At 58.6% G+C, this 22650-nt stretch carries 17 protein-coding genes; 6 read left to right on the forward strand and 11 right to left on the reverse strand.

The genetic code is table 11. The features are described 5' to 3' along the window. Positions 1-53: 53 nt before the first annotated feature. The 8 genes from PRZ01_RS12175 to PRZ01_RS12210 form a co-directional block, all read right to left on the reverse strand. A complete protein-coding gene (locus tag PRZ01_RS12175; RefSeq protein ID WP_273597065.1) occupies positions 54-1592 on the reverse strand; it encodes a carotenoid oxygenase family protein in 1539 nt (512 codons plus the stop codon). 14 nt (positions 1593-1606) lie between these two features. Next, positions 1607-2041, reverse strand: a complete 435-nt coding sequence (locus PRZ01_RS12180) for a DUF2141 domain-containing protein (protein WP_273597066.1) — start codon at positions 2039-2041, stop codon at positions 1607-1609. Between the two features lie 172 nt (positions 2042-2213). Further along, positions 2214-3338, reverse strand: coding sequence for a 3-deoxy-7-phosphoheptulonate synthase (locus PRZ01_RS12185; RefSeq protein WP_273597067.1), 1125 nt, complete (start codon positions 3336-3338; stop codon positions 2214-2216). 71 nt (positions 3339-3409) lie between these two features. Next, entirely contained in the window at positions 3410-6220 is a 2811-nt protein-coding gene (locus PRZ01_RS12190) for a hybrid sensor histidine kinase/response regulator (protein ID WP_273597068.1), read from the reverse strand. Continuing rightward, on the reverse strand, positions 6217-7503 hold the full coding sequence (locus PRZ01_RS12195) for an HD-GYP domain-containing protein (protein WP_273597069.1): 1287 nt from the start codon (positions 7501-7503) through the stop codon (positions 6217-6219). Before PRZ01_RS12195 ends, PRZ01_RS12190 begins: the two co-directional genes overlap by 4 nt. A 25-nt stretch (positions 7504-7528) precedes the next feature. Continuing rightward, on the reverse strand, positions 7529-9799 hold the full coding sequence (locus PRZ01_RS12200) for a PAS domain-containing sensor histidine kinase (RefSeq protein ID WP_273597070.1): 2271 nt from the start codon (positions 9797-9799) through the stop codon (positions 7529-7531). 20 nt (positions 9800-9819) lie between these two features. Further along, positions 9820-10737 carry a phosphate/phosphite/phosphonate ABC transporter substrate-binding protein gene (locus PRZ01_RS12205; protein ID WP_273597071.1) on the reverse strand — a complete coding sequence of 306 codons (918 nt, stop codon included), beginning with the start codon at positions 10735-10737 and terminating at the stop codon, positions 9820-9822. Between the two features lie 59 nt (positions 10738-10796). Beyond that, positions 10797-12344 carry a methyl-accepting chemotaxis protein gene (locus tag PRZ01_RS12210; protein ID WP_273597072.1) on the reverse strand — a complete coding sequence of 516 codons (1548 nt, stop codon included), beginning with the start codon at positions 12342-12344 and terminating at the stop codon, positions 10797-10799. A 133-nt stretch (positions 12345-12477) separates the two neighbouring features. Here PRZ01_RS12210 and PRZ01_RS12215 point away from each other — a divergent pair, with 133 nt between their 5' ends. Beyond that, on the forward strand, positions 12478-12843 hold the full coding sequence (locus PRZ01_RS12215) for a response regulator transcription factor (protein WP_273597073.1): 366 nt from the start codon (positions 12478-12480) through the stop codon (positions 12841-12843). A 99-nt stretch (positions 12844-12942) separates the two neighbouring features. Here the strand turns inward: PRZ01_RS12215 and PRZ01_RS12220 are convergent, their stop codons facing one another. From PRZ01_RS12220 to PRZ01_RS12230, 3 genes are read right to left on the reverse strand one after another with little or no spacing between them, the layout of a single operon-like run. Further along, entirely contained in the window at positions 12943-14100 is a 1158-nt protein-coding gene (locus PRZ01_RS12220) for a protein-glutamate methylesterase/protein-glutamine glutaminase (protein WP_273597074.1), read from the reverse strand. Between the two features lie 21 nt (positions 14101-14121). Continuing rightward, complete coding sequence (locus PRZ01_RS12225; protein WP_273597075.1) at positions 14122-14595, reverse strand: chemotaxis protein CheD; 474 nt, start codon at positions 14593-14595, stop codon at positions 14122-14124. Positions 14596-14647: 52 nt separating this feature from the next. Next, positions 14648-15454: a CheR family methyltransferase gene (locus PRZ01_RS12230; RefSeq protein WP_273597076.1), complete on the reverse strand. Its 807-nt coding sequence runs from the start codon at positions 15452-15454 to the stop codon at positions 14648-14650. 297 nt (positions 15455-15751) lie between these two features. Between PRZ01_RS12230 and PRZ01_RS12235 the strand changes: the two genes are divergently transcribed. The 5 genes from PRZ01_RS12235 (at position 15752) to PRZ01_RS19255 (ending at position 22642) form a co-directional block, all read left to right on the forward strand. Beyond that, positions 15752-16492, forward strand: coding sequence for a hypothetical protein (locus tag PRZ01_RS12235; protein WP_273597077.1), 741 nt, complete (start codon positions 15752-15754; stop codon positions 16490-16492). A 112-nt stretch (positions 16493-16604) separates the two neighbouring features. Then, the gene (locus PRZ01_RS12240; protein ID WP_273597078.1) at positions 16605-16970 is read left to right on the forward strand and encodes a response regulator; all 366 of its coding nucleotides are present in this window, start codon (positions 16605-16607) and stop codon (positions 16968-16970) included. A 12-nt stretch (positions 16971-16982) separates the two neighbouring features. Continuing rightward, positions 16983-17333: an STAS domain-containing protein gene (locus PRZ01_RS12245; protein ID WP_273597079.1), complete on the forward strand. Its 351-nt coding sequence runs from the start codon at positions 16983-16985 to the stop codon at positions 17331-17333. Next, complete coding sequence (locus PRZ01_RS12250) at positions 17320-19536, forward strand: chemotaxis protein CheA (protein ID WP_273597080.1); 2217 nt, start codon at positions 17320-17322, stop codon at positions 19534-19536. Before PRZ01_RS12245 ends, PRZ01_RS12250 begins: the two co-directional genes overlap by 14 nt. A 100-nt stretch (positions 19537-19636) precedes the next feature. Next, positions 19637-22642: a methyl-accepting chemotaxis protein gene (locus PRZ01_RS19255; RefSeq protein WP_338111468.1), complete on the forward strand. Its 3006-nt coding sequence runs from the start codon at positions 19637-19639 to the stop codon at positions 22640-22642. The last annotated feature ends 8 nt before the right edge of the window (positions 22643-22650 follow it).

Raw genomic sequence — 22650 nt, forward strand, 5'->3', positions numbered from 1 at the left:
CAGTCCCAGGGCCCGCCCAAACATCCCGGCGTACCCAGGGGCTAATGCCTGAATCAAGCGGCATAGAACTTACCGTGGAAGCCGTAAGTGACCCAGTACGGCAACCAGACTTTGGCCAGCGGCCCGGCGCTCAGCGCCTGTGCGTCGAATACGCTGGCAAAGCTGCGTTGGCGCCGGGTGTCGTAACACAGGCCGAGCAGCCAACCCTCGCCCTCTTGCCGGCGGCCCGGTTTGGGGACCAGCACATGCTCCTCAACGACCACCTCCTTGCCGAAGCTGAATCGATCGCGCCGGCCGCTCTCAATGTCGACATGCAGCAAGCCATCAAAGCCCCAACGATCACCCAGGTCCACCGAACTTGGGTAGTAGACGTGCCGGTAGCGCTGTGCGACAAAGCGGGGGTCGACCGAAGGGAACTCCACCGCCTCGTCGCGGGACTGCAATTCGATGCGCCCGCTGGCCAGGTCAATGCGCATGAAGCGGGGCGTTGCGGGCACTTCCGAAGCGCCAGGGCGTTCACCGCGCATGATTTGGCGAAACACCTGATTGGCAGCTGGCAGGTCGCGATTTTGCACGTAGTCGAGATGCAATTGCTGGCCGTCATCCCAGGCATTGCCGAAGTGGAAGGCCATGCAGGCCGGAATCTCCAGCACCCGGCGTTGATTGAAGTCCGCCTTGTCGATCAGCAAGATCCGTGTCGCTTCCTGGGCCTGCCATCGCATCGCGCCCACCATGCTTTCGCCCGCTTTGAGTGCGGCCAGATCCAGTTCAATCGGCGGTAGCAAAAACACCAGACAGCGCTGAGACACCGCAAAGTCATGCACCATGGCGCAGGCGCTGGGCATCTCAAACACCGTGCTGCGCAAAACCTGACCCGCCGCCGAGAGCTGATACAGCGCCATGTGGTGGCCTGAGGTACCGAAATTCCACACCGTGCCATCGGCCTCAACCTTGGGGTGTGCGGAAAAAGGCATTCCGGCCAAATTCGGCGACCAAGTCTTCAGCCCGCGAGTGGCCAAAGTCTGCGGGTCCAACTCGTGCACGCTACCGCCCTCCCACAAGGCATAGAGTTTGTCGCCCTGCAGCAAGACGCTGGTGTTGGCGGTGTTCAAGCTGTCGGGCCCGCGTACCGGCATTCGAGCCGGAATGGCCGTGCCATACCCGGGCACCAAAAAGCGGCCCGCAGCACGCTCCGCCCGAAATTTTGCCGTCTGCACAAACCGGGCGCAATGGCTCACCCCCTGGTCGGTGAATCTCCAGGCCTGCACCAGGCCGTCGCCATCAAACCAATGCTGATAGCGTTCCCCGCCACGGGCCATCAGGCCAGGTCCGTTCTTGTAATACACCCCGCGCAAACCGACGGGCAAACGGCCTTCGACGACCAGATCCCGCGCATCCAACTCATCCACCGGCAAGCCAAAGAGAGGGGCCAATTCCGGCGCTTGGGTGAAGGCGCCTTGAGGACACGCATCGTGCACATCACACACATCACGCCCGTCGCCCTGAGCCCACGCGCCGGGCCATGCCGCCACAGCACCGAGGCCTGCGACGTGTTGCAGCCCCGCCTTGAGAAGATCACGTCGTTGCATCATCACCTCCGCCGCGCTCAGTTGAGTTGCACCGCGATGCGAGCGCCCTGGGTCACAGAGAACGCAGCCTTCTCAAAGCTCGGCGGGCCGAACATGCCGACCGCATTGTTGGAGAAGCCGTAGGGCTCGATCGGGAGGCCCATGGCGTTCATGTCCAAGCGGCCATTGCCATTTAAATCGTGCGTGACATTCAGCGCGAGAACGCCCTCCGGCAAGTCGTGCAGCTGGATCAATAGCGTGCCGTTTTTTTGTTCCGCAGCGTCAGCACGGGCCACAAGCACCGGGCGGCGCAGCCAATCTTTCGTCTCGGCAAAAACCGCGACAAGAATCTGTCCCTCGTTCGCAGAGATGCCTTGCACCTCCAAGGTCATGTCTGCGGCCTGGGCTGCTTGGGCCCCCAGCAGCGCGCCCATCAGGGGCAGCATCAGGGCGAGTCTGTATGTTCGTGTCATCGCTTGTCTCCATTTGACGTTGCAATGACTGAACTCTAGGCAGCGCGGCACTCGCGCCCCACCCCGGTGCGACAGACGCGCCGTTGGCGGGCGCCAAACCAGGTTCAGGCGGCGCCAGCAGCCTGAACCGAAGGGAGCCGGCAATCGATGCGCCGGGGCCCGGTCAGCCTGACTAGCGCTGTCGGCGCGCCCGCACCGCAGCCGCCAAGCTGCGCAGCAGCGGCTCGGTCTGGCTCCATCCCAGGCAGGCATCGGTAATGGACACCCCCGGCAGCAAATCAGCCTTGGTCTGACCCGCAGCAAGGTCTTGGCGGCCCGGTTGCAGGTGGCTCTCGATCATCACCCCGGTGATGCGTGAATCGCCACCGGCGATTTGCGTCGCAACGTCTTGGCCAACCTCAATTTGCCGCTCGAACTTTTTACTGGAATTGGCGTGAGAAAAATCCACCATGACCTGCTCACGCAGGCCCGCGCTGCGCATAGCAGCGCAGGCAGCCTCGACGGAGGCCGCATCGTAATTCGGCGCCTTGCCGCCCCGCAAAATGATGTGGCAATCGTCGTTGCCGCGCGTCTCGAAAATCGCGGCAGCCCCCATCTTGGTCATGCCCATGAAGGCGTGGCTGGCGCTGGCTGCCAAGACAGCGTCGCTGGCCACTTTGATACCGCCGTCGGTGCCATTTTTGAAGCCCACGGGGCAGCTCATGCCGGAGGCGAGTTGCCGGTGGCTCTGGCTCTCTGTGGTGCGGGCGCCGATGGCCCCCCAAGCGATCAGATCGGAGATGTATTGCGGCGACAGCAAATCCAAGAATTCGGTGCCCGCGGGCAAGCCAAGACTGGTCACCTCAAGCAACAATTTGCGCGCCAGACGCAAACCTTCGTTCATGTGGAAACTGCCGTCGATTCGCGGATCGTTGATATAGCCTTTCCAACCGACGGTAGTACGGGGCTTCTCGAAATAGACCCGCATCACCAGCAACAAATCTTGCTTGAGTTCATCGTCCAACGACTTGAGCAGGCGGGCGTAATCCATGGCCTGATCATGATCGTGGATCGAACACGGTCCGACCACCACAAGCAGGCGGTCATCCTGCCCATGCAAGACTGCCGAAATGTCGCGGCGTGCACGTTCCACCAACTCCAGGGCGGCATCGGGCGGGGGCAGTTCATCCAGCAGCAATGCGGGCGAAATCAAGGGGCGCACAGCGCCAATCCGGGTGTCGTCGGTGCGGGTGGTGTCGCGGGTTTCATCGCGCGAACCGACTTCACGGTCGCGGCGGGGATCATCCAAGGGTTGCATGCCAAGTCTCCTGTTTCCGCGACATTATCAATGCCGACACAAGCAAGGGGCTGACGCCACGCCCTGATACTTTACGCCCCACCCTCCGCATCGGCTTGCAAACCGCTCAGCGCCTCAGCCAACTGGATGATGTGCCCCACATGGACCTCGATTCGCGGTGCCGCCGCCGCCAGCCACTCTCGCGCACGCAGATCGCTATCGCGCATCAGGTTTTCGCCGTCCAACGCCAGGGCCGCCAGATCTTTGGCGCCCAGGGTCGCCGCCATGCCTTTGAAGGTATGAATCTGCAAAACCGCGCTCTCCCAATCGTTGGCCACCAGCAGAGCGCCCAGCGTCGCGGGCAATGTCGCCGCGCTGGCGGCGAAGGAGCGTGCGAATCGCTGATACATATCCGTCCGGCCCATGAACCGGTCCATGGCGTCCTGCGCATCAATGCCCTGCGCGGCAACTTCCGTCAACAAGGACGCAGGGACTTTGAGCGTCGGCAATTCGAAGAACTCTTCCACAGGTGTTTCCTTGGCGGTGAGACGCTGAATCACGCGGGCCAAATGTTCGATCTCAAAGGGCTTGCCAACATGCGAGTCCATGCCAGCGCCCAGGCATTCGTCCCGGTCGGCTTCCGTGGCGCTGGCCGACATGGCCAGAATAGGCACACGCAAATTCAACTCTCGGCGAATGATGCGCGTTGCCGTGAGCCCATCCATGACGGGCATCTGAACATCCATCAAGATGGCATCAAATCCTGCCGGGTCCCGCTGCAGCAACTCGACCGCCTCCCGACCATCAGACGCCAGCTTCACCCAAGCGCCCATATCTTCTAACAATTCTTTCGCGACCTGCTGATTGTCAAGGTTATCTTCAACCACCAGCAAGCGCAGCTCTTTCAGCAATTGTTCAGTCGACGGCAGCTGCTGGAGGACGGCACCACCGCCCGCCTCGCCCAACACACCCGCAACGGCCTCACGCAACATCAACGCCGTTGCCGGTTTGGACAAATACCCGCTCACCAGTGACGAGCCGGACTCGTCGCGGTGCGCCAACTCTTCCCGACCATGGGCCGTCACCATCATCAAGATCGGCACATCACCCAAAGCCCGGTTGGCTCGCAGGGCCCGCGCCGTCTCCAGACCATCCATGCCCGCCATATCCCAATCCAGCAGTACCGCGTCGTAACGGGCGCCTTTTTGCGCGAGCGAACTCAAGCTCGCACACAAGGCATTGCCACTGGCGAAACTCTCAACCTGCCAGCCCAGGCCGCCACCAAGCTTGCTGATCAGTTCACGGGCAAGCGGCTGATCGTCCACCACCAACAGCCTCAGTGGCGCAGCCGCCAAAGCATCTTCCGACTGCGCAGCCTGATGTACATCAGCCCCATTGCTGTCGCTGAGTTGGCTGCTTGCATTGGCTGTGCCGAGGGTGCCAGGTATGGCGATCGTCAACTCAAACGAAAAAACGCTTCCCTGCCCCGGGCAACTTTCAAGCTGCAACTGGCCGCCCATCAAAGCCACCAGACTTTGACTGATGACCAAGCCCAAGCCAGTGCCCCCGAAGCGGCGGGTGGTGCCGGCTTCCGCCTGTGTGAATCCGGAAAAAATCTTCTCCTGATGCGCTTGCGCGATACCGATGCCGGTGTCGCGTACCGCAAATTTCAACTGCACGGCATCCGCGCTCACGGTAAGAACCTTGACGCTCACCACCACCTCCCCTTGATCGGTGAACTTGATGGCGTTGCCAGCCAGATTGACCAACACTTGCTGCAAGCGCAGGGCGTCCAGCATCAACAAATGAGGCAAGGCGGCATCCATGTCAAACAGGAGTTCAACCGGCTTGGCGCCAACGTAGGCTGACAAAATGACGCTCAAATCACCAAACACCTGATCAAGCACAACAGGCTGGAGGTCCAGTGTCATCTTGCCCGCCTCGATCTTAGAGAAATCGAGAATGTCATTGAGCAAGCCCAACAATGAGCGCGCCGCGCCGCGGGTCTTGGTGACGTAGTCATGCTGACGTGCCGTCAATTCGGTTCGCTGCAATAACTTGAGCATGCCCAGGATGGCATTCATGGGTGTACGGATTTCATGGCTCATATTGGCCAGGAATTGGCTCTTGGACTGAGACGCTGCTTCAGCCTCCCGCTTGGCCGACATCAGTTCAGTGATGTCATGGAAACTGGCCACCAGTCCGACCACGTCATCGTGCACCCGCTGCACGCGGGCACGCCGCTCAAACAACTTGCCCGACTTCAGTTTGACAATGGCAAACCCCTCAACACCCTCGTCTCGCGCGGTTGAATCAACATCCGGCAACACGGGCTCTTGCCCATCCACCTGCGCTTGCAACCAAGCTTTAATGGCATCGCTGTCGCCCAGCATGACCGACTCGGGAATGCCCCACATGGTGCTGAACTGACGATTCATATTGGCGATCTGACCGGCCACATCTAGCACCAAAATGCCGTCCCAAATCGACTCCAGCGTAGCTTGTAGCTGGGATGACATCTGTTCAAGCTTGGTCTCGGCCCGGCGCAGGCTTTCACCATCCCGAACCCTGAGCACCAGCAAATCGCCGTCGTCCGAGCGCAAGCGCCGGATGGTCTTCACCACCGAAATGGCCAGTCCGTCCCCCCCCACGTACATACTTTCTGCGTCGTCGATGTCCGCTTCACCGCCCCGCTGAACGTCCTCCCAATAAAAGATATCAGCCAAACCGCTTTCCACATCGGTGATGGCCCGCCCAATCAACGGCACCGCCTCATAGCCCAACATCACCTCGGCTTGCCGGTTGGCCGCCACAATGCATAGGGAGGTTGGGTCAACCACCAAAAGCATCTCGGCGGTCTGATCCCGCATGACACGGTCGAGCGTGGCGGCATCCCAACTCATGCGCCAGCCCCCGCGTCGAAGTAGTAATTCACCCGTTTGCGCGGTGCCAGATACTCATAGACCGACTGTGGCAACTGGCTCGGCTTGTAAGCCTTGGTGATGTTGATGTCGGGCTCCTCGTCCAAGTCGAGCATCATGGCTTCGCTCTTGGGGACACCCGCGTCATAAACAATGACCGTAGGTCGCAAGGGACGCTTTGAATTGACGCGCACCACCAACCCAATGGCGTCGTTGGAGAGTCCCACCAAGGTTCCCGGTGGATACACGCCCATGAACTTGATGAAGGCTTGCAAGAAACGAACATCGAACTGGCTGCGTTGCTGGGCAAACATGGATGACAAAGCCATGTGCGGCGTCATTGCATTGGCGACCTGAACCGGATTGCACAAATTGTCATAGGCGTTGATCACACAAACCAGGCGGGCCAACGGATCAATCGCGTCGCCTTTCAGCCGCTTGGGATAGCCCGAGCCGTCATACAACTCATGATGCTGAGCCACGATATTGGCAACAGACACCGGCAGGCCAATTTTTCGAGCCAGATCAAACCCATATTGAGTGTGCAGTTCCCGGAATTCACGCTCAGCCTTCGTGAGCGGCCCCGTGGCATGGAGGATGCGGTCCGGCACATCATTCAGGCCGATGTCATGAAAGATCGAAGCCGATCCCACCAGTTTGATCAACTCGGCTGGCATGTTCATTTCTTTGCCCAACACCATGGCCAGCACCGACACGTTGAGCGAATGGAGATAGACATCTTCGTTCCCCGGCTTGTCGGCCATGACTTGAATGGCAAGATCAGGCGCTCCCAGCAACTCATCCACCATGCCCGCAATCAATTGAGCCGTGTCAGCCATGGCTTGCTGAGGCTGCGCGTAAATCGATTTATTGACTCCTTTGATCACAGCGGCGGCGTTGGCAAACGCACGTTCGACTTTTTCAATCTTCTGCCGATGCTCCGCTTGCTTTCGAATGCGCTCTTCCTTGACCGCCATCAACCGCGCCAATTCCGCCTTGGCCGCCTCACTTTCTTGTGTAGGCACCTGTGGCACCGCGGCAGCCCCCGAAATTTCAGATTTCGCCAGCGGCTTGATATCACTGCGCGCCGGGTCCCAACGAACAAGCCCCAGGCCCAAACCCTGGATCGTGGCCAGTTGCTCTTCGGTGCGGATTTTGAAATTGTTGAAGTTGAAGGGATGGTGCATCCAGCCGACATCGAGATAGACATACACGCCTACCCGCAATTGATCGACAGAGATTTGATTGGCAACTTCGTTCGACATATTGGTTTGACGTTGCGTGTTGTGCTCACATCAAAAGAGAGGCCGGCGAGGTGATGGCGGGCACCTCTATTGTGGGTAGCAACACGCTCACCGTTGTCCCCTGCCCGACTTGACTTTCAAGCTTCAGCTGCCCCCCATGCAACTCGACAATCTCCTTGACGATACTCATGCCCAGGCCGGTGCCCGGAATCGCGCCCGATTTGTCGGCGCGATAAAAGCGTTCGGTCACATGTGAAAGCTCCTCCGCGCTCATGCCAATTCCATGGTCTTGAATCGACAGGCAAACTTGCCCTGGCTCAGGCCACTCAATGCGCAAGACCACGCTCCCGCCTTCGGGAGAGTACTTGTAGGCATTTGAGAGAAGATTCCGCAAGGTTTGCTGCATCTTGCCTCGGTCCACACGCACGCAGCAATCGTCGCCATCAAGCTGAAGCTGCGGTGCAGGCCGACCGTCAGGTGGGCGGAAGTCGCCCACCGTCTGCCGCACGAAGTCGATCAGGTCCACATCAACCAGCACGAAATCAGCGCCGCGACGGGCTTCAATACGTGACAGATCCAGCAACTCATCAAGGATGGCGTTCATGGCAACGCTTTGCCGATGGATACGCCCCAGCATGTCTTGAAGCCGCCCTGGGCTTGGCGTGCGCATCATGAGCAACTCGGTGAAGCCATGAATGCTGGTCATCGGCGTGCGCAACTCGTGCGCCGCCGTCGACAAGAACTCGCTCTTCATGCGGTCCACCTCGAAATGGTGGGTGATATCACGCACATGCAGCACCTGCGAAACCTCGTGGCCCTCGCCTCGGTGAAGTGCCAATTCCAGAATACGCATCGGCGGCCCGGCCACCGTCACCTGCGCCACCGCCCGCGTCAAATCAACAAAATGGAAGGGCCTGGCGGCGCGCTGCGACTGCTTGCCAGCGATAAGCGCCTCAACCGTCTTTTCGTCATGCGTCAACAGAGCCTGACCGCCGATGCCCGTCAATTTCTCGAATGCGGGGCTGACAAACTGCACCCGGCGTTGATCGTCAAAAGACACAAATCCGTCCGGACTTAGGCTAAAAATCGCGTTAAGTTGGCTCGCCTGCGCCTGCAGGCGATCGACCAGATCAGCAACAAGGCACGATAGGTACTCAATCTCAGAGGCCTGATCAGCAGAGTCTCGGTCCGCCTTCAAAAGTATGGCGGCTTCCGCGCCCTCCAACACCTGGCGCATAGACGCCATAGCGTTCGAGCGCGCAGCTAACTCGCTTCTCAAGCGGTCTTCGAGTTGCTGTTGATCGGTCACATCGCGCAGGGCAAGTACCCACCCGGCTGAATGACCGTCGTCGGACAGCACCACGGCCAAACTGGCTTCAAGAACTTGCAACGCCCGCCGGGAGGACGAGGACTGCACGCGCCGACCGCGCCAGGGCCCCATCAGGCGCCCATCGTCCAGCAATGAAGGCAGCAAGGCGCTGAGGGGCTGCCCCAAAATCTCCGCGCTGGTCTTTTCCAGCATGCGACACAAGATCGGGTTGGCGAGCACCACACAGCCATCCAGATTGACGGTGGCCACACCATCCGCAATCGCATCCAGCGTCACGGCAGCCTGTGCACGCTCAACCTGCAAGGACACAGCCGCCTTGTTCAATATCTCAAAAGTCTGGCGGAATTCAAGCGGCGCGGCCTCATCAATCACATGACTCAGATGCCCGCCAGCTTGCCCAAGCTCTTCGCCGAAGGCCTGAATGCGGCCCAAATTCCCCAGCCAATGCTTCAACGGAAACCAGACAAGAATCACACCGCTGCACAAACCGACAAAGGCCAGCACCATGGCGAACAAAGTCTCACGCCAGATGTCTGCGGCGATCCGTTCAACCCCGAAGGTCAAACGCAGCACGCCGTAATCTTTGCCCCCCACCACCACCGTGGCGTTGGCCTCGTCCAATCGATTCCGAAAACGCTCAATCAGCCAGGCCGGCGCTTCAACCCCCAACCTCTCGTTGGACTTGACCTCCAACAACGCGCCCTTGATGTCGATGAAACGAGCTCGGTTGAAAATCGGCACAGTAACCAAACGATTCAAGCTGCGCTGAATGCTGTCGTAATCCCCAATCACAGCGGAGTCTGAAATGGCTGGAGTGACCACCGCGAGAATCGCCTCGGCCTCTTCTCCCGCCTGATCCAACGTGGTATTTGCGATGTGCGCGACGAACAGGCCAAACCCCACGCCAACGAACAAAAGCATGGCCGAGGAATACAGCAAAAAGACACGTGCGACGAGTGTCTTGGGAAGCAGCCTGCTCAAATTCATGGCGCTGGCCCCCCCAGACTTCAGCGCACCTGCACGGGCGCGGTCTGATAAAACCGGCGATAAGACGCGTAGTCTTTGCTGTCTGCCGCGATGAAGTGGATATCTGGCGCCAAGCCGATCAATTGATTGACCTGCGCCAGAATCGCCCGGCCATGGGGGTCTTTTTGCATCCCCAAAAATGCACGTGCCACGGCTTCAACCTCCTTTTCAGGGACTTTGGAAGATGCCATCAATGCCAAGTCAAACATGGGCTCTGACGACCACAGCACGCGAAAGTACTTGTTCTCCCGCTTGGTGTAGGCCTCAACCAATTGAGAATTTGCCCCCACCGCCGTGACCTTACCACTGATCAATTGCGCAAATGCGCCGTCCATATTGCCGCCAAAAACCGGGCGCGCATTGATTTTTTGATTCAATAAATAGCCATAAGGCAGTTTGTAAGCAAGAAATGCCTCAGGCCCCGGAAAGCCGATATCCTTACCCTCCAACTCGGCAACATTGCTGATAGGCGAGTCAGCCAAAACCACCAACTGACCACGCACCGCTGGGGTATTGCGCCGCCCAAACACTTTCCAACCCAAAGCCTCTCTGTCGGGGCTGAATAAGTGGTTGGAAAAAACAAATTCCACCTCCTGAGCGAGCACATAACTCGTGGTATCGGCCGAGGTTCTTCCAATTTTTAAACTCAGCTTGACGCCACTTTTTTCAGAGACATAAGCCACTATTGGATTCCAATAGGCCGCCGCAGTCGATATATTCGACTGGTTGACCGGAGAAAAACGATACTCAGCCGCGGCAACCGCCGTCACCGTGAGCCACCCGCAGAACAAACCCACGACGGCGCGCAAAAGCACCCAACCTGCGCGGAGTTTCTGCCCCGTTTCACACCGATGATTCATGGTTGAAGCCTCCCTGTCGATGCGGGCATCTGCGGACATATTTAGATGAGATTGACGCCAAAATTTTGGGCGCACCGGAGATCCGCAGCCTTGAATTTTCAAAAAAAATCGACACTGGCAGCCCCCGCTCCCACTGCCGTTGCAACAGTCGGGCCAGTGAGGTTCATCGACCGCTGCTCTTGAGCACGCGCCACAGCCTGCTGCGCCTCATCCCGGATTCGCTCAACGGCGTCATCGTCCCCTAAGCGGAAAGCGCTGAGCACTTCGGCCAATTTGGCGGCCTGGATCTGCAACTCGTAGGCCATTTCTCCAGAACGCTCCGCCACATGGACATTTTGTTGGGTGACCAAGCCCAGTTCACGAACCGAGGAGGTGATCACGTCAATCCCCTGAGCATGTTCGGACGAGTCCGCAGTCAGATTTTCAAACACCTGGCCCACCTGCTTCACAGAGGCCACCAACTCGCCCATGGCCTTGCCGGCATCATCAGCCAAACGAGTTCCTCGCTCAACGCTTGCAACGGAGGCACCGATCAGTCCCTTGATTTCACGTGCGGCTTCCGATGAGCGCTTGGCCAGTGAACGCACTTCAGAGGCCACCACTGCAAAACCCCGGCCTTGCTCCCCCGCACGTGCCGCTTCAACGGCCGCATTGAGCGCCAAAATATTGGTCTGAAACGCGATGCTGTCGATCACGCCGATGATGTCGGTGATGCGGCGAGAGGACCCGTCAATCTCCTGCATGGCGCTGACCATCTGGCTCACCACGTCGCCACCACGGTTGGCCAAAACGGAGGCTGAATTCGCGTACTCCCGGGCCTCGCGTGACGCGCGGGCGCTTTCTTGAACAATCACGTTGATCTGCTCCAGACTCATGGCCGAATCAGCCAGGCCTTGGTGGGTGGTGTCGGTACGCGACTTGAGCTCCGCGCTGCTGCCAGACATTTCCTGTGCCGCCGAATGCACGCTGAAAATAACTTCTCGCACCTGTTTCAGCGTGTTTGCCATGCGAATTTGCACATCTTTCAGACGTGTGGCGCCGTTTGATTGAACACGGATGGCATCCATATGCAAGCGCACAGGCCCATCTTTGCCCATGGCGCGCACCAAAAACTCCATCTCGAAACTATCTTGGGTACGCTTGGCCTGCCTGACGCAATAGGCCGCCATCAGCGCGGTCAAAAAACTGACCATGACGACATCGCTGAGCGCATTGGACATCAGCACCTTCTGCGATGTCAGCGCCATACCACCGCCATCCCACCAGCCCTGAAACGCCAATCGGGAGCCGATAAACAACAACCCGGCGAAAACCACCGGCCGCCAATTTTCATAGAGCAGTAGCACGCACAGGCTGACGAACATTCCTTCGTGCGCCACAAAATTTCCGGGATCCAAGTAGACCTCCAAATTACCGGAAACCCCCAACATGGCAGTCAAGATCAGCGCATTCCAAGGGCCGGGCAACCGTTTCCAAAGCAAACCTATCGCGATAACCACCAAAATTGCCACGGCCATGAGCGCGGTACTCAAGTGCGCAGTCGTCCAGCCGAGAACAAGCGCATAGACACACTGCATACCCAGTAAGGCAACAACCAAGCGATCTGCTTCGATGGACGACTGGTCGGACCAAGGCGTTTTGATCATCAAGGCGCTCCAAAATTTGAACTGAGACTGCGATATTGCGATTTCGGCCATGCCGCCCAAAAATTCAGTATCTTGTAGTTAGGTTTATCCATAGTACTATTTCGCATCTGCATCAAAGTAGAACGAAAACACCATGAAAAAGATCTTGATTGTCGAAGATCAGTCCGAAATTCGAGAGCTCATCAAAGTGACGCTGGAGTTCGAAGACTACGAGATCTACGAAGCCTCCAACGGTCCGGACGCGCTGGCCAGCGCCAAACGCGTCACGCCCGATTTGATTCTGCTCGACGTGATGATGCCCGGTGGCATGGATGGCACTGAAGTCTGCAAACAGGTCAAGAGCGATTCGAGGCTGAGCCGCACACGCGTGATCATGTTGTCTGCCAAAAGCCAGGTGGCCGACAAAGCGGCAGGCGTGTCTGCCGGGGCGGACTCTTACCTGACCAAGCCGTTCAGCCCAATGGAATTGCTGAAATCGATCAAAAAAGTGCTGCGCTGATCCATTTGCCACCGTCCGTCCATACAAAAGGCGCCGCCAAAGTATTGGGGAAGCTCCGTCCGGTGATTTTTCTTGGACCATGCGCGCCATCCTGACTTGTCAGACCGACACGGCCGAGAGTTCCATCAACACCTGTGGCATGTTCTGCAATGCCACGCTGCGCTCCGCTGCCCCCATTTCCATGGCGACCCGTGGCATGCCGTAGACCACACTGCTGCTTTCGTCCTGAGCCAGCGTTCGGGCTCCGGACTGCCGCATCGCCAACAAGCCGCGTGCGCCATCGTCCCCCATGCCCGTGAGCACGATGCCGACGGCGTTCTTGCCCGCGCAGTGCGCAACCGAACGGAACAACACATCGACAGACGGACGATGGTGGTTGACCAAGGGGCCGTCACGAATTTCAACCACGTACTGCGCACCACTCCGCTTCAGTTGCATATGGCGTCCACCCGGTGCGATCAAAACCCGCCCGTTGATGACCCGGTCGCCATCTTTCGCCTCCAAGACCTCGAACTCGGTCATCTGGTTCAAGCGCGAGGCGAAGGCGCTGGTGAAACGCTCCGGCATATGCTGTACGAGCACGATACCCGGGGCCGTGCGAGGCAGATTGGCCAACAAGCTTTCAATCGTCTGCACCCCCCCTGTCGAACTGCCAATCGCGATCACGCGGTCTGTTGTGATCGCCATGGCCCCGGGCGGCGCGGCCAGCAAGCCAGGCATCGAGGACTGTCGGGGCGCCAAAGCAGAACGCGACAACGCTTGCCCTCCCGCACCCGCACCCGCACCCGCACCTGCACCTGCACCAGCCCCCAGCTCCGCACCCACCGGGCGGATCAAACGACTGGCGGCCTGAACATTGGCCCGCGCGGCAGAACGCACGGCAGCCACCAGACCGTTGCCTTCATCTTCAAGAAAATCACGCAAGCCCAACTTGGGCTTCGTGACAAAGCCCACGGCTCCGGCCGACATGGCTTCCATCGTGGTCTGACAACCCGCCTCGGTAAGCGTGGAGCACATCACCACAGGCAGTGGGTGGCTGCTCATGATTTGGCGCAAAAAACTCAAGCCGTCCATCCGAGGCATTTCAACGTCCAGCACCACCACATCTGGCCAATCCGCTTCCAGCTTGGGCCAGGCGAACAGCGGATCACTGGCAGTGATGGTGACCTTCATGCCTGCTTTCTCAAGCAAGGCCGCCAAGTGTTTACGCACCACCGCCGAATCATCAATCAAGGCAACACGTATGGAATTTGTCATGTCCTCAACATTTTCTGTACGTTATTTTTTTCCTGACTGAGCCGGCTGACCGCGCTTCACCCCAACCAGGCCCGTTCTCAAGTCCATGCTGACGTGCCGGGGAACGTTGTCGCCCACGTCCACCCCGTCCAGTTGAAAACCATGCTGATCGATCAGGCGCCAAGCCTGCTCGATATTGCGCTCGCCTACATTGAATTTCACTTTAAGGGCGTCCGGGATCGTGTCTGCTCCCCCATATAGATGAGCAATAAAGTCACTCGACTTCGCGCCAGAGTTTTGCAGGGCAGACACCAGCGTTTGCACCGCCTCGTCGCCATAGCGGCCGTCCAGCGGTTCATCGAAATCACGGCGCAAACGACTGGGCAACAAGTAGTGGCACATGCCACCAACATTCAGTTTGGGGTGCCACAGTGTCAAGGCAACACAAGACCCCAGCAGCGTCTTCAATTGAACATCTTTGCCAAAGTGCAACTGTCCAGGCAGCAGTTGGATCACGGGGCCGGGACCACTTTTCCAACCCACCGTGGCAGAAGGCAAAGAAAATTTATCAGGCATGTTGATAAATCGCCGGCGCGGCAGCGCGCAAAGGCAACCCCAACCCAGACAAAGATTCCGCGTGTCCCGTGTACAAGACTCCCTCTGGCTTAAGCTGAGTCAGTACATTGCGAATGATCTGCACTTTGGCATCGCCTTCAAAGTAGATCAAAACATTGCGCAAAAAAATAACGTCAAACATCGGCAGCTTCGGCAAGGTGTGCAGCAAATTGGCGCACTGAAACTCGACACGCTGCCGCAAAGACCTTTCGATGAGCAGTTGTCCTTCATAAGCACCCTCCCCGCGCAGACAGAACTTTTTCAGATAGGGTGCCGGAACATTACGGGCACGCTCCATGGAATATAGACCTTGCCGTGCCGTTTCCACCACGCTGGTGGAAAGGTCGGTGCCGTAAACCCGCCAGGGAATATTCCCCAATTGATCCGCCAGCAACATGGCAATGCTGTAGGCCTCTTCCCCCGAAGATGAGGCTGCGCTCCAGACCACCATCCCTTCTCTGTTCACGGCCTGGGCCTGTGAAATTCGACGGGTCAAATCGTCAAAATGCGCAGGCTCTCGAAAGAAATAGGTTTCGTTGGTTGTGAGCTTGTCAATCAGCATCACCTCAACATGCTTGGGCAACTGCCCTCTGACGAGAACATCGACGAACCGATCCAGATCCGCAATCCCGCTATCAAGCGCCAAGCGTTGAAGCCGACTGACCACCAAGGCTCGCTTTGATTCCGTCAGGCGTATGCCAGATACCTTGTAGAAGTGCTCGGTAACGGCCAAAAATGACGGGTCAGAAAGTCCTGCCATGATCGATTTGCCCGCCTATTGCCTGTTGGTTGATCTTTGTTCGCCGAACTGACCCGCACAGGAACGAATCTCACAACAACACCGTCGCCAAACAATCGCTGGGGACACCTATTGCCGACGACTCAATCTCTGCCAACAAGCTTACATCAGATGCGCTTAAGTAAGGCATTAGATAGTTGACACCGATGCATATTTGAAAGCTAATCAGGCACAAGAAAAGCGATAAGCCAAGACTTGGTAAACCGCTTCATCCGCCGTTCGAAGCCGTTTTGGCATTGCTGCCAGGGGACAAGATTGATGCGTGAGCGCAGGGACAACCGTGAGATTCAAGCACCGCGCCGACGGCGCATGTTGGCGGTCGCCGATTGGCGCCTGCTGACGACTGGTTTCATGGTCGCCGCGCTGTTACTCATGCTCTGGCGAGGCGAATGGGTGGGCATGTGTAGCCTGGGTGCGATAGTCTGGCTGATGAAGCGGACTGCCGTGCGCGCCCCCTCTCCACCCGCCATTTACTCGGCCAACAAACCCGTCAACGCCGGCGACTCAACTCCATCCCCAAATGCCGAAACCTGCCGCTCTTCAATCGACGGCAGCCTATTGATGCTGGAGAAAATTGCTCCAGTCTGGTTGAACCAGTTCGACGCCATGAATCAGGTGCTGCAGTTCGGCTCGCATGAGTTGCTGAGCAGCGTTTCCAGCTTGGATGAAGGGGTCACTCAGATCAAACACCGTCTCGTGGCGCCTGCCACCGAAGCGGACAACGAGACCTTGACCGAACTTGCGAACCAACTCGAACCCCACTGCATGCAGGCGATGCACGCCTTGCAGTTTGGCGATCGTCTGAGCCAAATGCTCCTGGTGCTCAAAAGTGACGTTCAGCGCTATCTCCAACAAGCCCCTGCAATGACGCACTGCGGCCCAGCCGATGCTGAACAATGGCTTGACGAGTTGTCCGCACGCTACACCACCGAAGAACAACGGCAAGCACATGCAGGGGAATTGAAGGCTCCTAACCCCGAGACTGTTGACTTTTTTTAGCCATCGATAGCACCGCTTAAATAACAAGTTACTTAACCAGTTATAGCAACTCGTTGCACAGCAATTTTTTGCTGATCATTTTGAATATTCAAAAACAGGGATAGAGGTAGCCATGAGTAAAACCATTTTGGTCGTCGATGACTCCAGCAGCTTTCGCATGGTGGTCAAGTTGGCGCTGCAAAAAGCCGGTTACACCGTGATTGAGGCCGCGGACGGTCAAGACGCGCTAACAAAGCTCAATGGGACCAAGGTCAATCTGATCGTGTGTGACGTCAATATGCCGAACATGGACGGGCTGACCTTCCTAAAGCAGATCAAATCGATGGCGGCCTACAAATTCACACCCGTGATCATGCTGACCACCGAGTCACAGGAGGCAAAAAAGGCCGAGGGGCGTGCCGCCGGTGCCAGAGCCTGGGTCACCAAGCCCTTTCAACCCGCGCAACTGGTGGATGCGGTCAATCGTTTGTGCGTCTGATCGCCACTCATCATGGACACGCAGATGGGCAGCGACACCACCTCCACGGTGTGGAAGCTGGGGGGGGAATTGACAGTAACTGCCGCAGCTGAAACACAGCTTCGGTGGCTGGAGCAATTGGCAACCCTCAGGGGTCCTCTTGCGCTGGATCTGAGCGCCGTGGAGGACATTGACAGCGCCGGCCTTCAGTTGCTGGTTGCGCTGCGCCACAGCGTGGGGGCATTGGGGTACGGCCTGACTCTTGAAGCCATCAGCCCTACCGTTCAGTCCGCATTGGATTGTTATGGCTTGACTGGCGAAATGACCGCACTCCACGCACCGGCTCAAAGCCCCGTCGAAGGGAGCATTCATGTCAATGAGTGACGACGATGCAGAAATACTGGCCACGGCCAGGGCAGGTTTCATTGACGAAGCGCAGGACATGCTTCGCCAGTTCGAAGAAGCCATGCTGGCCCTGGAGGATGCGCCCGAGGATGCGGAACAGCTCAATGCAGCTTTTCGGGCGGCGCACACGATCAAAGGCACGGCTGGGCTGTTCGGCTTTGATCGGGTCGTCACCTTTACCCATGAGGCTGAAACGCTGCTGGAAGCCTTGCGATCGGGCCAGCGCCCATTTGATGAGCCCACTGCCGCCGCGTTGCTGGAAAGTCGGGATCAGATTGAGCGCCTGCTTTCAGAAGTTCATCTCGACGCCTCCGAACCGCAGACCGAAGCTACCGGAGCCGCCTTGGCCGTGCGGCTGCGCGCCCTCTATGGCGGCAGCGCGCCGCCCGCCGAACCGGCGGCCGATTCAGCGCCGGCCATAACGTCGCAGGATGCCGCCGAGCCGGTGGTGGTCGAGCCCGTTTGGCATCTGTCCATTCGTTTCTTGAACGACGCTTTGCGCAATGGGTTGGACCCGCTCTCCTTCATGCGCTACCTCAGCAAGCTGGGCGAAGTACGACACATCCGAACGCTCACAACCGCCATTCCTGCGTTGGAATCCATTGACGCTGAAGCCTGCTATCTTGGATTTGAAGTTCGCTTCAAAACCGAGGTCGGGAAGGAAGAAATCGCCGGAGTCTTTGAATTTGCAACTGATGACAGTGACGTGCAAATTCTGGCGCCGGATGCCAAGCCCAGCGAGTTCGAAGCGCTGGCGGAGTTGCGTTGCGGCATAGACGCTGTTGCGCGCGCCGCACTGTATGACTGTTGGCTGGCGCAAGGGCACCACTTCGATCTGCGTGAAGACGTGATTGAGCTGCCGGGAGACTCTGAACCGGTCGCTCTGGTGATGCCGCGGATCGAGCGGCGCACCGAAGCGCCGGTGGTCGCGGGCGCGAACCGGCGCAGCGGCGAAGGTGATCGCCGGGAAGGTGGCCGAGACCGGCGGGCCGGCGATGAGACGCGCTTCATTCGGGTGCGGGCGGACAAGCTCGATCACCTTATTGACCTGATCGGCGAGTTGGTGATCGCTGGATCGGGGGCACAGATGTTGGCCCATCAAGAGGGCACGGACGTCTTGATGGAAGCCACCCGCCGCGTGGTTGATTTGATGCAAGACACCCGCGATGGCGCACTGGCCTTGCGCATGGTGCCCATCGGTGAAACCTTCGGGCGCTTTCAACGCGTGGTGCGCGACATCTCAAAGCAACTGGGCAAAGAGGTGGACTTGGTGGTGTCAGGCGGCGATACCGAACTGGACAAGTCGATGGTGGAAAGGCTGGCTGACCCGTTGATGCACCTGGTTCGCAACAGCATGGATCACGGGCTGGAAGCGGCGGCGGATCGCCTCGCAGCCGGCAAGCCCGTGCAAGGGCGCCTTGCTTTGAATGCATTTCATGAAGCCGGTGCCGTTGTGATCGAGGTCAGTGACGACGGGCGAGGCCTAGCGCGCGAACGCATCGTGACCAAAGCCATTGAGCGCGAATTGATCAACCCAACGCAGGAGCTCACCGATCACGAGGTGTGGCAACTTATTTTTCTGCCTGGCTTCTCGACGGCGGAGCAGGTGACCGATCTGTCCGGGCGAGGCGTGGGCATGGACGTGGTGAAACGCAATATCGAATCCTTGCGGGGCACCATCGCACTCACCAGCGAGCCGGGTCGGGGCACCCTGACCCAGATCCGCCTGCCCTTGACCCTGGCCATGATCGATGGCTTTCTCACCATGGTCAGCGGCGCGCACTACGTGTTGCCGCTGTCGGTGGTGGCGGAATGCATTGATGTGCCGGCCGAGCACCGCAAAGACGACCAACGGGTGTCGGGCACCTTCAATTTGCGCGGGGAAGTACTGCCTTGGTTGGACCTTGCGCGCTTCTACCAGGTCGAGCCCGATTTCAGCCGCCGGCGCAGCGTGGTGGTGGTGCGTTATGGAGACGAACGTGTGGGGCTGATCGTGGATCGTCTGATGGGGCAACACCAGACGGTCATCAAACCACTCCCTGAAATATTTGCACATGTGCGCGCCCTAGCGGGCTCGACCATCCTTGGCTCCGGCGACGTGGCCTTGGTCCTGGATGTACAAGGCTTGATGCGCTCGGCGCAGACGACAAGACACGGCACACGAATGGCGCGACGCGCGTAGCACGTCATGCGCAGCGCCGCCCGGCGCTGCGCTGCGCTCGGCACGCCACGAGTCGTGATTGATTTTGACGCGAGAAGACAGCACTGCTCAAGGAGAAGACATGAACTGGATCAGCAACATCAAGGTCGGGCAACGCATCATGTTGACCACCCTCATCGGCGCCCTACTGAGCGTGGCGCTGGGCGTTCTGGGCTTGGTCAACATGCACAAGCTTGGGGGCATGATCAACGGCATGTTCAACGACCAACTCACGCCAGTTGTTGATGTATCCGAGGCGAAGTCGCTGGCTTTGCAAATGAATCGCGCCGTCTATCGCGCCATCAGCCAGCCTGATGTTCAAACCGAGCAGCAAGTATTCAACGAGAACGGGGAGCGTCTGAAAAAATTGGGCGCCCGGCTGGATAAATATCGCAAGACCAACCTGACACCGGACGAGGTCGACGCGTTGAAGCGCTTCGACGCTCTATGGCCAAGCTATTTGGAGGCTGAGAAAGACATCCTGCAACTCATCGCCAACAAGAAGGCGAATGAAGCCAGCGACGCCATGCGGGACAAAGGCCGCCCGGCCTTCAACAGGGCCGACGAAATTCTCAGCGAAGTCCTCGACATCAATCTGAAGTTGGCTCAGTCCGGCAACGACAACAGCACGAGCGCAGTGGCCAGCATGCGTTTGCTTGCGCTGGGCTTGATCGCCGTGGCCGTTGTCCTCTCCCTCTCAGCGGGCTGGTGGGTGGCGCGCAGCATTACCCGCCCTGTCCTCGCCGCAGGCAAGTTTGCCAATGCGATTGGTCAAGGCCAGTTGAACAACGACATCCAAGTAGAAGGCAAGGACGAATTGTCCGATCTGATTGCGAGCTTGCTGCAAATGCAAACCGCGCTGCGAGAGCGCCAAGAGCGCGACCACAAAGTCGCAGCCGAAAACGCCCGCATCAAGCAAGCACTGGACAGCTGCTCCACCAACGTGATGATTGCCGACCCCGAAGGGCATATTGCTTACATGAACCAATCGGTGCAGTCGATGCTGCAAAAAAATGAAGCCGATCTGCGCCAGGATTTGCCCGCATTCAACGCCAAACAGTTGATGGGCCAGAACATCGACGCTTTCCACAAGAACCCAGCCCACCAACGTAACTTGCTGAACAAACTGACCGGTGAGTACCGCGCCAACATCAAGGTCGGGTCGCTGCGCTTCTCGCTGATTGCCAACCCCATCATGAGCAACTCGGGACAGCGCCTGGGCACCGTGGTTGAGTGGAAGGACATGACCGCCGAGCTGGCTGCCAAGGAAGCCGAGGAGCGCATGGCCGCCGACAACGCCCGCATCAAGCAGGCCCTGGACATCTGCTCAACCAACGTGATGATGGCCGACCCCGAGGGCCACATCACGTATATGAACCACTCGGTGCTGACGATGCTTCAGAACAACGAGGCCGATCTGCGCCGTGAGCTGCCAGCCTTCAACGCCAAGCAATTGATCGGCCAGAACATCGACGCCTTCCACAAGAACCCGGCACACCAGCGTAACTTGCTGAGCAAATTGACCGGCGAATACCGCGCCAACATCAAGGTCGGGGCGCTGCGCTTCTCCTTGATCGCCAACCCCATCATGAACGCCGCTGGCCAACGCCTGGGCACCGTGGTTGAGTGGAGGGACATGACCGCCGAGTTGGCTGCCAAAGAAACCGAAGAGCGCATGGCCGCAGAGAACGCCCGCATCAAGCAGGCGCTGGACATCTGCTCGACCAATGTGATGATGGCAGACACCGACGGCATCGTGATTTACAACAACCAGTCGGTGGCGAAGATGATGCTCCACAACGAGGCGGACTTGCGCAAAGTCTTGCCGCAATTCGACGCACGCCGCATCGTCGGGTCGAACTTCGACCAGTTCCACCGCAACCCCGGCCACCAACGCAATCTGCTAGCCGGGTTGAAGGGTGAGTACAGCACCAACATCAAGGTCGGCACCCTTCACTTCTCGTTGATCGCGAACCCCATCCACGACGCCGCAGGTACGCGCCTGGGCACGGTTGTGGAATGGAAGGACCGCACCGCTGAAGTGGCGGCCGAAGTTGAAGTGAGCGCCATGGTGGACGGCGCCGCGCAGGGCGACTTCTCACGCCGCATCGAGTTGGAGGGCAAAGAATCCTTCTTCCGCATGTTGGGTGAAAAATTCAATACCCTGGTCGAAACCGTCAGTGGCACGATCCGCGAAGTCAGCGCTGCGGCAGATCAACTGACCGCAGCGGCAGATCAGGTTTCGCAGACCTCGCAATCGCTGTCGCATTCCGCCAGCCAGCAAGCCGCAAATGTCGAGGAAACTACCGCCGCGCTGCAAGAAATGGCCGCCAGCGTCAAGCAAAACGCGGACAACGCCAACGTCACTGACGGCATGGCCAACAAGGCGGCCAAAGAAGCCATGGATGGCGGACAGGCGGTGGGCATGACTGTTGACGCAATGAAGTCCATTGCGTCGAAGATTTCTATCATCGATGACATCGCCTACCAGACCAATTTGCTCGCCCTGAACGCCGCCATTGAGGCCGCCCGCGCGGGCGAACACGGCAAGGGCTTTGCCGTGGTGGCTGCCGAAGTCCGCAAACTCGCCGAACGCAGCCAGGTCGCCGCCCAGGAAATAGGCGCACTCGCTGGCTCCAGCGTGCAAATGGCTGAGAAAGCCGGCACGCTGCTGACAAATATGGTGCCGAACATCCAAAAGACCAGTGAACTGGTCCAGGAAATCGCCGCAGCCTCCGGGGAGCAATCAGGCGGTGTCAGCCAAATCACCGGGTCGATGAACCACCTTTCCAGTGCCACGCAGCAAACAGCATCGGCCTCGGAGGAGCTCTCTGCCACGGCAGAAGAACTCTCGGCCCAGGCCGCTCAGTTGCAGGATTTGATGAATTACTTCCAACTGGCTGACAACGGCGACAGCGGTGGTCGCAGCGGTGGCGGCCGAGGCCGCAGCGCGGCGCAAAGCAGTACCGAGACGCGGCCACGCCAACGCGTCGGCAAGACTTCGCCTCCCGCCTGGAGCGCCCCAAAAGCCGGCAGCAAGTCAAGTGGCGGCGATGAGGTGGACGAAAGCCACTTCAAGCCCTTCTGAGGGGCCTG

The sequence above is a fragment of the Roseateles koreensis genome, assembly GCF_028595305.1.
GTDB classification, from domain to species: domain Bacteria; phylum Pseudomonadota; class Gammaproteobacteria; order Burkholderiales; family Burkholderiaceae_C; genus Paucibacter_A; species Paucibacter_A koreensis.